Origin of the sequence: Streptomyces sp. 6-11-2 (assembly GCF_006540305.1) — a bacterium.
GTDB lineage: Bacteria > Actinomycetota > Actinomycetes > Streptomycetales > Streptomycetaceae > Streptomyces.
Genome location: NZ_BJOR01000001.1, coordinates 3,759,840 through 3,773,502 on the forward strand (window position 1 = coordinate 3,759,840; position 13,663 = coordinate 3,773,502).

General features: G+C 71.3%; 14 protein-coding genes. 12 read left to right on the forward strand and 2 right to left on the reverse strand.

The genetic code is table 11. From position 1 onward, the window contains the following. The first annotated feature begins 30 nt into the window (after positions 1-30). The 6 genes from TNCT6_RS16340 to TNCT6_RS16370 all read left to right on the forward strand — a co-directional run bounded on the left by TNCT6_RS16340 (position 31) and on the right by TNCT6_RS16370 (position 4,936). Positions 31-759: a hypothetical protein gene (locus TNCT6_RS16340; RefSeq protein WP_253266124.1), complete on the forward strand. Its 729-nt coding sequence runs from the start codon at positions 31-33 to the stop codon at positions 757-759. Next, positions 756-1,571 (forward strand): hypothetical protein, encoded by an 816-nt coding sequence (locus TNCT6_RS16345; protein ID WP_253266125.1) that lies wholly within the window; start codon positions 756-758, stop codon positions 1,569-1,571. The genes TNCT6_RS16340 and TNCT6_RS16345 overlap by 4 nt, the downstream gene beginning before the upstream one ends. Next, complete coding sequence (locus TNCT6_RS16350; protein WP_308789467.1) at positions 1,568-2,575, forward strand: hypothetical protein; 1,008 nt, start codon at positions 1,568-1,570, stop codon at positions 2,573-2,575. The genes TNCT6_RS16345 and TNCT6_RS16350 overlap by 4 nt, the downstream gene beginning before the upstream one ends. 225 nt (positions 2,576-2,800) lie before the next feature. After that, positions 2,801-3,376 carry an FABP family protein gene (locus tag TNCT6_RS16360; RefSeq protein WP_141360059.1) on the forward strand — a complete coding sequence of 192 codons (576 nt, stop codon included), beginning with the start codon at positions 2,801-2,803 and terminating at the stop codon, positions 3,374-3,376. Between the two features lie 113 nt (positions 3,377-3,489). After that, positions 3,490-3,960 carry a Fur family transcriptional regulator gene (locus TNCT6_RS16365; RefSeq protein WP_141360060.1) on the forward strand — a complete coding sequence of 157 codons (471 nt, stop codon included), beginning with the start codon at positions 3,490-3,492 and terminating at the stop codon, positions 3,958-3,960. Between the two features lie 10 nt (positions 3,961-3,970). Further along, positions 3,971-4,936 carry a folate-binding protein YgfZ gene (locus TNCT6_RS16370; RefSeq protein ID WP_141360061.1) on the forward strand — a complete coding sequence of 322 codons (966 nt, stop codon included), beginning with the start codon at positions 3,971-3,973 and terminating at the stop codon, positions 4,934-4,936. A 36-nt stretch (positions 4,937-4,972) separates the two neighbouring features. On the opposite strand, the gene dtd is transcribed toward TNCT6_RS16370, so the two are convergent. Then, positions 4,973-5,398, reverse strand: coding sequence for a D-aminoacyl-tRNA deacylase (gene dtd / locus TNCT6_RS16375; RefSeq protein WP_141360062.1), 426 nt, complete (start codon positions 5,396-5,398; stop codon positions 4,973-4,975). Between the two features lie 172 nt (positions 5,399-5,570). Between dtd and TNCT6_RS16380 the strand changes: the two genes are divergently transcribed. From TNCT6_RS16380 to TNCT6_RS16390, 3 genes are all read left to right on the forward strand, one after another. Next, a complete protein-coding gene (locus tag TNCT6_RS16380) occupies positions 5,571-6,239 on the forward strand; it encodes an AmfC protein (protein WP_141360063.1) in 669 nt (222 codons plus the stop codon). A 215-nt stretch (positions 6,240-6,454) separates the two neighbouring features. Next, positions 6,455-7,714 carry a GNAT family N-acetyltransferase gene (locus TNCT6_RS16385; protein WP_141360064.1) on the forward strand — a complete coding sequence of 420 codons (1,260 nt, stop codon included), beginning with the start codon at positions 6,455-6,457 and terminating at the stop codon, positions 7,712-7,714. 396 nt (positions 7,715-8,110) lie between these two features. Beyond that, positions 8,111-9,028, forward strand: coding sequence for a winged helix-turn-helix domain-containing protein (locus TNCT6_RS16390; protein WP_172632920.1), 918 nt, complete (start codon positions 8,111-8,113; stop codon positions 9,026-9,028). A gap of 42 nt (positions 9,029-9,070) precedes the next feature. Here the strand turns inward: TNCT6_RS16390 and TNCT6_RS16395 are convergent, their stop codons facing one another. Continuing rightward, positions 9,071-9,259 (reverse strand): hypothetical protein, encoded by a 189-nt coding sequence (locus tag TNCT6_RS16395; RefSeq protein WP_141360066.1) that lies wholly within the window; start codon positions 9,257-9,259, stop codon positions 9,071-9,073. A gap of 183 nt (positions 9,260-9,442) precedes the next feature. Between TNCT6_RS16395 and TNCT6_RS16400 the strand changes: the two genes are divergently transcribed. The 3 genes from TNCT6_RS16400 (at position 9,443) to TNCT6_RS16410 (ending at position 13,600) form a co-directional block, all read left to right on the forward strand. Further along, positions 9,443-10,321: a winged helix-turn-helix domain-containing protein gene (locus TNCT6_RS16400; RefSeq protein ID WP_141360067.1), complete on the forward strand. Its 879-nt coding sequence runs from the start codon at positions 9,443-9,445 to the stop codon at positions 10,319-10,321. 29 nt (positions 10,322-10,350) lie between these two features. Next, positions 10,351-11,070, forward strand: a complete 720-nt coding sequence (locus TNCT6_RS16405) for an HAD family hydrolase (protein WP_373996176.1) — start codon at positions 10,351-10,353, stop codon at positions 11,068-11,070. A gap of 490 nt (positions 11,071-11,560) precedes the next feature. Further along, a complete protein-coding gene (locus TNCT6_RS16410) occupies positions 11,561-13,600 on the forward strand; it encodes an aminoglycoside phosphotransferase family protein (RefSeq protein ID WP_253266411.1) in 2,040 nt (679 codons plus the stop codon). Positions 13,601-13,663 lie beyond the last annotated feature (63 nt).

A 13,663-nucleotide genomic window follows, 5' to 3' on the forward strand; every position in this document is an offset into this window, starting at 1 on the left:
CGCGCTTCACGTTCTGTGGGGGAGGACGTCTTGGAAGTACCCGATATACCTGATGCACCCCGCGCGCGGCGCCGCCGCGGCCGTACGGCCCTGCTGCTCGCCACCGCCGCCGTGCTCGGGCTCGTCGCCGGCACCTGCACCGGCTGTCTGATCCAGGCCGACCGGAAGCCCACCGCCCTGCCCCCGCTCTCGCAGCCGGTGCTCGCGCAGGCGAAGGGCGAGGGGCCGGAGCCGCTGTCCGCCGCGCAGGACCGCAAGGTGAAGACGGACGGCGACCTGCGCGAGCTGCTCATCGCGCGGCCGAAGGGGGCGAAGAAACCCGACTTCGAGCCCGGCAAGGACGGCTGGCTGAACATGGCCGAGTACGCGGACCAACTCGTGGACGAGGACAGGGAGTTCGCCAGTCTCGCGGAGGCGGAGTTCCGGCGCGCGGCGGGCGTCGCCTGGACCGGGCACGGCACGGAGTCCGTGGAGGTGCGGCTCGTGCAGTACCACCAGGAGGAGAGGCTCGGCGCGTCCGACCGGGCCGGCAACTGGGACACCTTCGACACCGACAGCTGGCCCATCCCCGGCACCGGCGACGGCAGGGTCTACATCAGCGCCGAGCCCGAGACGGAGCCCGGTTATCTGCCGATGTACAAGGCGCAGGCCACGGCCTGGCGCGGTGACATCGCCATGGAGATCTGGATCTACGACACGAAGCCGATCCCCAAGTCGAAGATCATGGATTTGGCCAAGCGGCAGATGGAGCGGCTGTGACCGAGAACCCTGGAGCCGAGGAAGGGGCCGAAGCAGGGGCCGTTCTCGCCGAACCCGTGCCGGAAGCCCCCGCGAAGAAGAAGCCGGTGCGACGCGGCCGGGTCGCCGCCGTCGCCGCCTCCGTCCTGCTCGCCGTCGCCGTCGTGGGTGGCGCGGGCTACACGGTCGTGACCGTCCAGAACGCCGACCGTGACGCCGGCGCCCCCGTCTGGAAGTTCCCGAAGGCCGCGACGAGCGAGGCCGGGAGGACCAAGGGGGTCACCTCGCTCGCCACCATGCTCGTGCCGTTCGGCACCGATGGCTGGCGTCGGGGACCGGACATCGCCGGGTTCGGCTCCGACGCCGCCCTCAGCGGGGGCGAGGCCGCCGCCCTGCGCAAGGAGTCGGTGCGCGCCCTGCCCCGCTCCCAGCGGCGGCAGATCGAGAAGCAGATCGACAAGCAGCACACCAAGGGCATGGCGATGCGCAGCTACATCAGCACGGACGACGGCACTGTCACCGTGAGCGTCGAGCTCGTCCAGATCCAGGACAAGGCGGCGGTGCGGAACATGTCGGTGTTCCAGAACGAGTTCCTGGCAGCCCTCAAGATCTTCCGCAAGGGGCCGGCCGTGCAGGGACACGAGAACGCCAAGTGCTTCCTGCCGCCCAAGGAGGGCAAGAAGAAGCTCGACATGATGCTCTGCTCCGCCTACCGGGGCGACATCCTGGTCACCGCCACGGCGTACGGGGCCAAGCCACTGCAGACCAAGGCGGTCGCCGGGCTGCTGCGCGAGCAGCTCGACCGCGTCGCCGAGCCGGGGGAGGCGGTATGACCGAGCAGACCGAGTCGGTGAACGGGACGGAACCGGTCGAGCCGACCGCGCAGGACACGCCGCAGGTGTCGCCCGCGCCGACGCCCGAGACACGGCCGACGCCCGAGACACAGCCTGTGCCGGGGACGCAGCTTGTGCCCGAGACACAGCCTGTGCCCGAGGCCCCACCCCTGCCCGGCACACCGCCCCCACCCGTGGAACCGCGGACGTTCCCGGCGGCGCCCGAACCCCGGCCGAAGAAGGACCGCCGTGTCCTGCGTGCCGTCCTGCGGTGGACCGCCGCCGTGGTGGTCTTCGGGGCCGTCGGAGCGTCCGCCGCGTACGGCATCACCCGCATGGAGCGCACCGACGTACCGGGCCTCGCGACCGAGTCGGACGGGCGCTGGGACTATCCGACCCTCGTCAAGCCGCCGCTGCCGTCCGGCAGCCCCGCGCCGTTCGCCGACGCCAACAAGTCCGGCACCCACTACGCGGACCTGCGCAAGCTGCTGCTGCCCGCCCCCGAGGGCGCCAGGGCCGACGCGGCGCTGCGCGGCAAGGACGGCTGGCTGCCGACGAAGACGTTCCTCGCGCAGTACGCCGACGAGACGGAACGCGGCACGATCGCACAGCTGCTGACCGACTACGGCCTGCGGCACATCGCCGCCCGCGGCTGGACCACGCCGGACGGCACCCGTACCCGGATCTACCTGCTCCAGTTCAATACCGCGGCCGTCGCGGACGAACTGTTCTCCGCGAAGCTGACGAACTACAGCTTGCCGTCCTACCGGGTGCGCGGCGCCGACGTGTCCGAGCGGGACGAGGACTTCCCGCCGCGCGCGGAGGTCGACGACGTCGAGAGCGCCCCCTACGTGGAGAGCAAGCCGTACGGCGCCGAGCAGGTCAGGCAGGCGTACCTCTCGGCCGGTGACACCATCGGCGTGATCGTCCAGTCCCGCAAGGGCACCGCCCCCGCCGTCCCCTTCCAGCAGACCGTGACCCTTCAGAGCCAGTTGCTCGGCTGACACCCGTCGCGGAGCACCCGCAGGGAGGTCGGGACCCCGGCCGACTAAGCTGGGGTCCGGCCCCGTGTACGTACCGCACCTGCTCAACCGAGGAGCACCCCGTGGAGATCTTCTTCGAAACCCTGTTGGTCCTGGTCTGCGTCGGCGTTCTCGCCTTCGCCTACCTGACCGTGAAGAAGCTGTACCAGGGCCAGCGCTGACGACGACATCCAGGAACAGCTGCTCATGATCGAGATTCCGTCCGACCTCCACAAGGACCTGGTTCCCCTCGCCTTCCTGCTCGGCGACTGGGCCGGAGCAGGCGTGCACGACTTCCCGGGCGCCGAGAAGTGCAACTTCGGCCAGGAGCTCAGCTTCACCCACGACGGCCGGGACTTCCTCGAGTACCACTCCCGTACCTGGGTGCTGGACAACGACGGCAACAAGGTGAAGCCGCTGGAGACCGAGTCCGGCTTCTGGCGGATCGACGCCGACCGCAAGGTCGAGGTCACGATGACCCGCGACGACGGCGTCATCGAGATCTGGTACGGCGAGCTGGCCCACAAGAAGCCGCAGATCGAGCTGGTCACCGACGCGGTCGCCCGCACCGCCGCATCCCGCCCCTACACCGGCGGCAAGCGGCTGTACGGCTACGTCAAGAGCGACCTGATGTGGGTCGGTGAGAAGCAGACCCCCGAGGTCGAGCTGCGCCCCTACATGTCCGCCCACCTGAAGAAGGTCGTCACCCCCGAGCAGGTCGAACGCTGGGCCAAGGCTCTCCCGGACGACCTCCCGGACGACGGCATCGCCTTCTTCAAGTGAGCCCGGCCGGGTCACAGCCTCAGGGCCTCTCGTTTGGATCATGCCGGGCTCGCGGGCCCCGGCACCGCTTCCTGATCCGGTCTGATCCAAACGAAAGACCCTAGACTTGGGGTGTGGTGAGCACCGACTGGAAGAGTGATCTGCGGCAGCGTGGCTACCGGCTGACCCCGCAGCGGCAACTCGTGCTCGAAGCCGTCGACAGCCTGGAGCACGCGACACCCGACGCCATCCTCGGCGAGGTGCGGAAGACCGCGTCGGGGGTGAACATCTCCACGGTGTACCGGACCCTGGAGCTCCTGGAGGAGCTCGGGCTGGTCAGCCACGCCCATCTGGGGCACGGCGCGCCGACGTACCACCTGGCGGACCGGCACCACCACATCCACCTGGTCTGCCGGGACTGCACCAACGTCATCGAGGCGGACCTGTCGGTGGCGGCCGAGTTCACCGCGAAGCTGCGGGAGCAGTTCGGCTTCGACACGGACATGAAGCACTTCGCGATCTTCGGGCGGTGCGCGGACTGCGCGCGCAAGGGCGCGACGGCTTCGGGCGCCTCGGCCGGCAGCAGTCCAAGTACCGAGTCGTAGGCTTGTGTTCATGAAGAGCCCCCTGTTGTCCCTGCCCGGCGCCGTCCAGGCCGAGGGCGTGGACGAAGGCGTCGCCGCCCATTACGGCGACCTGTTCCGCGAGCAGCGCGCCCTCGCGGACGGCACCGGATTCGTCGACCTCTCGCACCGCGGTGTCGTCACCGTCTCCGGCGAGGACCGGCTGAGCTGGCTGCACCTGCTGCTCACCCAGCACGTCAGCGAGCTGCCGGCCGGCCAGGCCACCGAGGCGCTGATCCTGTCCGCGCACGGCCACATCGAACACGCGCTCTACCTGGTCGACGACGGCGAGACGGTCTGGGCCCATGTGGAGCCCGGCACCCAGGAGGCGCTGATCGCCTACCTGGAGTCGATGAAGTTCTTCTACCGGGTCGAGGTCGCCGACCGGACCGCCGACTTCGCCGTCGTGCACCTGCCGGCCGGTTCGATCGCCGACGCGCCCGAAGGGGCCGTCGTGCGGGAGACCGCCTACGGCCGCGACCTCTTCCTGCCCCGCGCGGACCTGGAGTCCTACGCGGGCCAGGCCGGCCCGCCGGCCGGGATCCTCGCCCTCGAGGCCCTGCGCGTGGAGCAGCACCGGCCCCGGCTCGGCTTCGAGACCGACCACCGCACCATCCCCCACGAGCTGGGCTGGATCGGCACGGCGGTGCACCTCCAGAAGGGCTGCTACCGCGGCCAGGAGACCGTGGCCCGGGTGCAGAACCTGGGCAAGCCGCCGCGCCGCCTGGTCTTCCTGCACCTCGACGGCAGCGAGGTCCACCTGCCGGTGCACGGCACCGGGATCCACCTCGCCGACGAGGGCCCGGACGGCCGCAAGATCGGCTTCATCACCACGTCCGTACGGCACTACGAGCTCGGACCCGTCGCGCTCGCCCTGGTCAAGCGGAACGTGCCGGTCGACGCACGGCTGATGGCGGGCGAGACGGCGGCGGCGCAGGAAGTGGTCGTGGAACCGTAGCCTCCCCGGGGCCCACCTCTCCGGCAGGCCCCGGGCTCACATCTCCAGCAGGACGGTGAACGGGCCGTCGTTCGTCAGCGACATCCGCATCCGCGCGCCGAAGCGGCCCGTCGCGACCGTCGCGCCCAGGGAGCGCAGCTGCGCGACCACCTCGTCCACCAGCGGCTCGGCGACCTCGCCGGGCGCGGCCGCGTTCCAGGTGGGGCGGCGGCCCTTGCGGGCGTCGCCGTACAGCGTGAACTGGCTGACGACCAGCAGCGGGGCACCGGTGTCGCTGCACGACCTCTCGTCGTGCAGCATGCGGATCGACCAGAGCTTGCGGGCCAGCTGCGCCGCCTTCTCCTTGGTGTCCTCGTGGGTGACTCCGACGAGGACGCACAGCCCCTCGCCCTCGATGGCCCCCACCGTCTCGCCGTCCACGACGACGCTCGCGCCGTCCACCCTCTGCACCACTGCACGCATGCCGACCATGATGCCTCTCGGCCGTCCGGGTGCCGTGAGGGGGCCGTATCGTGCTTCTTTCAGCTCCGTAACCCCCCATCCGGGGCTGATCGGGCGCACTCGGTCACATCCCGGCCACTGAGGGTGGCACGATGCTGTCGTACGCGCCGGTCGAGGGGACGGTTGAGGCGCCATGAGCACATCGAGTACCGAGCGGCAGCCCGTGGCGGCCTCGCCCATCCTCGAGGATGTCACCGAGGCCCACCGGCCGCCCGTGCAGCGCACCGACAGCCCCGGGCCGCCCGCTGTGGACCCCGAGCCCAGCTCGTCGAACACGGGGTACGCCCGGCATCCCGACCTGACCGTGCTGAGCCTTCCGGAGCTGCGCGCCCTGCGCCGGCAGGCACAGCGGGACGAGGCCGACCTGAGCTACGTGCGGCGGCTGCTTCAGGGGCGGATCGACATCCTGCGCGCGGAGCTGGCCCGGCGCGGGCCGGAGTCCGTCCTGGGCGCCGGGCAGGTGCCCGCGCCCGAGCAGGGGTCCGTCGTCGAGCGGCTCGCGGAGATCCTCAAGGACGCGCCCGCCCGGCAGCGCTCCTCCGCCCGGCATGTGACGCTCGGGACGCCGCACGGCGAGGAGTACCGGCGGCTGGCCGCCCAGATGCTCGCCGAGGTCGAGCTGTCGGACCTCGGGGCGCGTACGGACCGGGAGCTGGGCACGGCGATGGGGCGGCTCGAGCGGTACGAGCAGCAGGTGTCCGGGCGGCGGCAGCAGTTGCAGCGCACGGCCGACGGATGCGGCACGGAGATCGCCCGCCGGTACCGTGAAGGGGAAGCGCAAGTCGACGACCTGCTCATCTGACGCGACGCCCGCGGAGACCCCGGGACCGGCACCGGGGCAGCCCGGTGGTGCCGGCCGCGGACGGTTCGGTGGAGTGCGCGCTGGACGTGAGCGTGCCGGTCTTCCCGCGTTCGTCGAACACGCCGACGCGGGCGGCGGGGGCCGGGACGAGAGCGGGGTGGCGGGGCCGGGAAAACGCCGCGACACCCCGCCCCCGGCCCCCCTACTGTCACCCCATGACTGCCGCCAGCCCCGATATCGACGTCCGTCCCATCACCGATGCCGAGATCCCCGACTGGGTCCGCGCCCTGAACACCGGCTTCCTGCGTCCCCCCGGTGCCTCCGACACCGAGATCGCCGACCGGCGGACGTACATCGAGCCGTCCCGCACCCTCGGAGCCTTCGACGCGGGCCGGTGCGTGGCGACGTTCCGGTCCTTCCCGCAGGAGCTCACGGCTGTCGGCGGCGCGACCGTTCCCGCCGACGCCATATCCAACGTGACCGTCACCGCCACCCACCGCCGCCGCGGCCTGCTGACCCGGATGATGGGCCAGGACCTGGCGGCCGCGAAGGAGCGCGGTGACGTCGTGGCGACCCTGATCGCCGCCGAGTACCCGATCTACGGCCGCTACGGCTTCGGGCCGGCCACCTGGGCGACCGAGTGGACGATCGACGTGCCCCGGGCCGGACTCGACCCGCGCCGGGCGGGTCCGGAGGACGGCGGCCGGGTCGATCTCGTGGACGCCGACGACGTACGCAAGCTCGGCCCGGAGCTGCACGAGCGGCTGCGCCGCGCCCAGCCCGGCGCGATCGACCGCTCCGAGCGCTGGTGGCAGGTCACCACCGGCGCACTGCGCCCGGAGAGCCGCCCCTGGACCGAGCCCTTCCACGCCGTCTACCGCGCGGCGGACGGCACGGTCGAGGGGCTGGCGGTGTACCACTGCGACGAGACCTGGTCGGACGCCAAGCAGCCGCAGAACACGGCCACGGTGAAGAACCTGATCGCGGTGACCCCGGCCGCCGAGCGCGCGCTGTGGCTCCATCTGTGCTCGATCGACTGGATCACGAAGGTCAGGAGCGGCTGGCGGGCCCCCGACGACCTGCTCCCGCACTTCCTGCCGGACCCGCGCGCCGCCACCCCCACCACGCACGCGGACTGGCTGTGGGTGCGGATCCTCGACGTCGTACGGGCCCTGGAGGCGCGGACGTACGAGGGCACGGGCACGCTGGTGCTGGAGGTCCTGGACCGGGCCGGAATGGCCGGGGGGCGCTGGCGGCTGGAGGCGTCGCCCGCCGGAGGGATCTGCACGCCGACGACCGGGAGCGCCGATCTGACGCTGGACGTGGCTCAGTTGGCGGCCCTGTGGCTCGGCGACGAGTCGGCGGTGCGGCTCGCCGCGCTGGGCCGGGTCCGGGAAGAACGAGCGGGCGCCGCCCGGGGGGCGGACGCCCTGCTGCGTACGTCCAGGCGGCCTTGGTGCCCGGACATGTTCTGAGCGCTCCTTCCTGCCGGTGGCGGGTGACAGGTGTGACGCATCCGTAGCTTGCTGTGCGGTTGTGGCTGTACGAGACGGTCTTCAGTTGTGGCTGTGCGGTGTGTTCGGTTGTGGCTGTGCCGACCGTGCCGGCGGTACGCCGGCTGTTCAGTTGTGGCTGTGCGTGCGGCGCCGGACAGCCGGCTGCCGCTCCCCGTTGGCGCTCCGACCGACCGGGCTCCCGGCTCCCCTCCGGAAGGGAGCACGGTCGTACGTTCTCCAACCGTCACCCTGGTGGCCAACACTTGGAAAGTTTGGCCATGTCGCTCAAGTTGGCTACCAACTCCACTGCTGTTATCTCCGCTTGGAAGCGACTCATAACCACCTTTCAACGAACTGCCGGAAGATGGCGGGAAGTTGTACTGTTTTGCCGTGGACCCGGAACACGCCTCCGCCAATGGGCGGAAGAGGTCACAGCGGCCACAGAGGTCACACCGCGAGGTGGCCGACGAACTGCGGCACCGGATCAGGACGGGAGTGCTGCGGCCGGGCCAGCGCATGCCCACCCAGGCCAAGCTGGCCGACGAGTTCGGTGTCGAGCGCGGAGCCGTGCGCCAGGCCCTGCGCATCCTCCAGTCGGAGCACCTGCTCACCAATGTGTCCAAGGGGAGCCCGGCGACCGTCGCAGCCGGTCCGGTGGGGGCCCTGACCGGCCCCGCCGCCCCGCCGCTGCCCACCACGGCCGCGCTCGCGCCCCGTATCGCCGCCGCCTTCGGCGCCCCCCACGTCGAGATCGACGCCCTGTGCCTGACCGCGATCTCGCTCACCCTGGCCATCGGCGAGCCGCTGCGGCAGATCCACGCCGGGCGACTGAAACCGGCCAAGATCGACGTCCGCGTGCTGCTGCCGAGCCGGGACATCGACCTCGCCTTCCCCGCGCCGGTGGACGCCTCCGACGCCGGCCGGCTGCGCCGCCGCTGGCTGGCCCAGCGCAACGCCCAGGGCCAGGTGCTCAAGCACAATCTGCTGGCCCTGCGCGCCACCCACGGCATCGACGTGCGCGTGAGCTTCCGTGCGCTGCCCTTCACCCCGCCGGTCAAGCTGTACCTGCTCAACGACAGGGAGGCGCTCTTCGCGTACTACACGCTGCGGCGGCGTGAGCAGGAGATCGACCACGAACACCTGGAGCTGTACGACGCGGAGGGCACCCGGTCGATCCTCTTCGCCTTCGAGCAGGGCACCGACCCGCGCGACACGACCTTCGTCGAGCAGTCCCACGTGTGGTTCAACGCGCTGTGGGAGACGATCAGTTCGGAGCTGCTGCTCACGAGCTGACGCCTCCCACGGGGAGCGGCCCGGATGCTGGGGATCCGTGTGTCACAGGGCGGGCCCCGCGAGCAGGACCGCCAGCACCACGGCCCCCGCGGAGCTGAGGGTCGGGTTCTTGGCCTTGACGCCGACGGTGAGCATCAGCAGGCCGATCACGCCCATCGCGCCGTACTTCCACTGCACGAGTTCCTCGAAGCCGACGACGAAGATGGCTGACACAAGAGCGAGAGCAGGCACGGCGATTCCCCCTTCGGACGGTTGCGGGCCGGGACGGGCGTGGGGGGGGGCAGGGAGAGCGGGCAAAAACTTCCACCAACTCCATCGAGTTGGTCACCAACTCTGCTGTAGTTGTCCCCACTTGGCTGCTATCTATAAACAAGTTTCAAACAACTGCCCTTAGATAGAGCAAAGTTGTACCGTTTGGTTGTGACCCAGGAGAGCGTGGCCGTGAACGGCAGCAGAAGAAGCTCACCCCAGGAGATCGCCGAGACCTTGCGGGAACGGATCCGCACCGGCGAACTCCGGCCGGGTGACCGCCTGCCCACCCAGGCCGAACTCGCCGGGGAGTTCGGGGTGGAGCGCGGAGCCGTGCGCCAGGCCCTGCGGGTGCTCCAGGGGGACGGCCTGCTCAGCAACGTCACCAAGGGCAGCCCACCGCGCGTCGCCGCACCCGTCGCCGCCCGCGCGGAGCCGCAGCCGACGATGGTCGGCCTCGCGCCCCGGCTCGTGGAGGCCTTCTCCGCCCGGCAGGTCAGGATCGACGCGGCCTGCCTCACGGCCGAGACCCTGATGGTCGCCGTCGGCGAGCCCCTGCGCCTCATCCACGAGGGCCGGCTGCGCCCGGAGGCGATCGACGTGCGCATTCTGCTGCCGTCCCGCAACATCGACCTGGCCTTCCCGATCTCGGTGGACCGGCCGAGCGAGGACGACCCGGTCCACCAGCGCTGGCTGGCCCAGCGCAACGCCCAGGGCCATGTCCTGAGCCACAACCTCAAGGCCCTGCGCGCCACCCACGGCATCGATGTCCGCGTCACCTTCCGCGCGCTGCCCTTCACCCCGCCGGTCAAGCTGTACCTGCTCAACGGCGCGGAGGCGCTGATCGCGTACTACATGATCACCCGTCGCGAGGAGCGGGCGGACGACGGGACGCTGGACATGTACGACGTCCTCGGCACGGAGTCCCTGCTGTTCTCCTTCGAGAAGGCGACCGGGCAGCGCGACGCCGCGTTCGTGACGGAATCGCAGAAGTGGTTCGACGCCCTCTGGGAAACCATCACGTCGGATCTGACACTCTCCTAGTGACTTCTGATACGACGCAGACCGAAGCGGTGACAGCTGAGACCGGAAACGAGACCGAGGAACTGCGGAACCTGATCGCGGGTGCCCGTGTCGTGCTCTGGGACTTCGACGGGCCGATCTGCCGGCTGTTCGCCGGGCACTCGGCGGAGCGGGTGGCGACCGAACTGGTGCGGTGGCTCGAGAGCCGGGGCCTGCACGGCCTGCTGACCGGCTCCGAACGGCAGTCGCTCGACCCGCAGGTCGTCCTGCGGGCCGTGGACCGCCGGCACCCCGGAAGCGACCTCGTCACGGAACTGGAGGCACGGCTGACCCAGGAGGAACTGCGTGCCGCCGCCTCCGCGATGCCCACCCCGTACGCCGACCCGCTGATACGGACCTGGAAGGCCCTGGGCTCGCGCCTGGCCATCGCCACCAACAACTCGCCCCTCGTGGTGCGCGAGTACCTCGCGGGCCGCGACCTGGGCCCCTGCTTCGCCCCCCACGTCTACGGACGCACCCAGGACCTGAAGCACCTCAAGCCCGACCCGCATTGCCTGAACCGCGCCCTGACCGCCACAGGTGCCTCCCCCGCACAGGCCCTGATGATCGGCGACACGCCCACGGACCACGAGGCCTCCCTGCGGGCCGGCGTGCCCTTCCTCGGCTACGCCCGCAACGCCCGCAAGGAGAAACTGCTCAGGGAGGCGGGCGCCACCGTGGTCGTGGACTCCCTGGAGCCGGTGCTGCGGATCCTGCGGGATCAGGGCTGAGCGTTCAAGTGCGGGAGTTGCACCGGGTGCCCGGGGGACCGCGGGCCCGAATGGCGGAGTCCTCGACGCCGGCGAGGGGAGCGGGGCGCTCGACGTGCGGGGGCTCGGGGCGAGGTGCTGTAGCATGCCCGCACCGCGTGAGCAACAGCTCCGTTTCACACGTACAGCACGCAAGAGGTGGCGCGCAAGGCGACCTCGAAGGTGCGACACAGGCCGGACCACTGGTAGGGGCACACCACCCGTTGTGCCGACGTCGGGTGCGCTCGGCTCGTATCCGTTATGACCCTTGGCGTACCTTTTGTCGTATCGTCGTTCTCGCCTGAGCACTTGAGCAACTGGAGCGGCCGTGGGCGCACCTCCCCCTCCCCGTCCCTTACTGGGGGAGCACGCCCTCCGCGTCGTTCGGGAGTTCGTACGGCCCGCCGCCGAGCTGGGTGAGACCGGCGGCGGCCGCCACCACCGCGACCATGTGCTCCCCCTGACGGAGCACATGGCCCGGCTGCTGCACCGGGAGGCCGGTACGCCGGTCACCGTGCGGATCCACCGCGCCGAGGCGCCGCCCGTGGCGGTCAGAACCTGGCAGCGCGAGGCCGAGATCCTCGACGCCGTCGCCGGGGTGCTGCCCGATGTCCCGCGGTGCCTGGTCGACCAGGATTCCTTCACGATCCACGACCACGTCGAGGGCGTGTCCCTCTCCAGCGTCTGCCCGAACGGCAAGCCCGTCGACGCGCTCCACGTCAGGACGCTGGCGCAACTGCTGGCCCGGATGACGCAGGTCCGGCGGGAGGCGCTGCCCGCGCTCCCCCCGGAGTGGCCGCGCAACGACAAGGACGGCCAGGCCTTTCTGCGGATGCTGGCGTGTCGTGCGGACCGGCGGATCAGGCAGCCCAACTGGCAGGCCTTCGGCGGGCTGTTCGCGGCCCTGGGCATTCCCGAGGACGCCCTGGTCCAGCTGGCCCGACGGGTGCCCGCCATGGCCAGGCGGCCGTACAGCCTGCTCCACGCGGACCTGCACCGCGACAACCTGATCGTGCCGAGCGGCGGTGATCCGGTCCTCGTCTGCGTCGGCTGGGAGCCGGCGACCTACGGAGACCCCCTGCACGACCTCGCGACACACCTGGTCCGCATGCGGTACCCGGGCCATCAGCGGGACGAGGTGATCGACGCCTGGGCCGAGGCCATGACCCGGATCCGTCCCGCGGCCGTCAACGGCATGGTCAGGGACCTGCGGCACTACGTCGCCTTCGAACGGGCCCAGTCCGTCTACCCCGATGTGATGCGGGCGGCGAAGGCCCTGGAGGACACGCCCGGCCAGGAGGGACTGGACGACGCGACGGCGTCCGTGCGCAGGGCGCTGGAGGCGGCCGCCGCGCCGCTGGGGCTCAGGAACGTACCGGGCACGGCTCAGGTCGAGCGCGTCCTGTTCCGCTGGCGGGCCGCCCGGACGGCGGTCAGGGACGGCGGCCCGGGCCGGGTGGCGGGGGCGATCCCGTGGTCGTGGGACCCGCGCCTTCCCGAACGCCCCGACTTCCCGGCCTCCGCCGTCGGTCACGCCCTGGTCGCCGAGGGGATGGCGCCGGCCGGCCGGGTGTTCAAGGGCACCGCGCACCTCAACTCGGTCGTCCGCGTACCCGAGGCCGATCGCACGGTCGTGGTGCGGCGCAAGGTGGTCAACCTCTGCCGCAGCGAGCCGAGCTTCCTCAGCGAGCACGCCGTGCTGCGGGCCATCGAGCAGTCGGGGGTCCCGGTGGCGGCGCCGAGGGTCCTCGCCCTGGGCCGTGGCTACCGGGGGGAGCAGTTCGCCATCCACACCTACGTCGGGCCCGAGGACACCGACCGACCGCCCGGCCACCCGGTGCACGGACTGCTGCCGCACGAGGCGGACGGGCTCGTCGACCAGTTGTGCGCGCTGGCGGACGTGGACTACGGAGGGCTCGACCCGGTCGCGGGCAAGGAGACCTTCTTCACCTGGCTGTGCGACCAGCTCGTGCTCCTGGTCGGGAGCCTGCCGAAGGAGTCGCAGCAGCTGGCCCGGCTCCTCGGCCTCCCCGACGCCTCCCGGCTGGGACAGATCCTGTCCCGGTACTGGGTGAACCCACGCGGGCCGGCCCTCCTGCACGGCGACCTCAACCCGTGGAACCTCGTACGCCGCGACGACGCCCTCGCCCTCACCATCATCGACTGGGAGATGGCTCTGGTCGGCGACCCGCTGTACGACCTGGTCCGGCACATGCACCTGACCCCGACCCGTCCGGAGATCCGCGAGCGCATGTTCCGGCGCTGGGAGCGCCGGCTGCCCGTCGGGCACACGGCCGGCTGGCGGCAGGACTGGACGGTGTACCGCCGGCTCGAGACCGTCCGCTCGGCCTATGTGGACCTGGACCGCCTGGTGACCGGCGCGAGCCTGGACGCCCCCAACGTCCGCCGTGCCGTCGAGTCCTACGCGATGACCCTCGCGGCGGCCACCGGCTCCCTGGGCCTGCCGGTCCGCCGGGACGCGAACCCCTATCTCGCCCGGGGGATGGCCTAGGCTCTTTCGTTTGGATCAGGCCGGATCAGGGAGCGGGGTCCGGTGCCGTGCGTCGCAAGGCGG

Excerpts from the sequence above, each read along its gene's own strand:
- dtd (WP_141360062.1), bottom strand. The coding sequence starts at position 5,398 with ATGCGTGCAGTGGTGCAGAGGGTGGACGGCGCGAGCGTCGTCGTGGAC.
- TNCT6_RS16410 (WP_253266411.1), top strand. The coding sequence starts at position 11,561 with ATGGCCCGGCTGCTGCACCGGGAGGCCGGTACGCCGGTCACCGTGCGG.
- TNCT6_RS16370 (WP_141360061.1), top strand. The coding sequence starts at position 3,971 with ATGAAGAGCCCCCTGTTGTCCCTGCCCGGCGCCGTCCAGGCCGAGGGC.
- TNCT6_RS16380 (WP_141360063.1), top strand. The coding sequence starts at position 5,571 with ATGAGCACATCGAGTACCGAGCGGCAGCCCGTGGCGGCCTCGCCCATC.
- TNCT6_RS16350 (WP_308789467.1), top strand. The coding sequence starts at position 1,568 with ATGACCGAGCAGACCGAGTCGGTGAACGGGACGGAACCGGTCGAGCCG.
- TNCT6_RS16385 (WP_141360064.1), top strand. The coding sequence starts at position 6,455 with ATGACTGCCGCCAGCCCCGATATCGACGTCCGTCCCATCACCGATGCC.
- TNCT6_RS16360 (WP_141360059.1), top strand. The coding sequence starts at position 2,801 with ATGATCGAGATTCCGTCCGACCTCCACAAGGACCTGGTTCCCCTCGCC.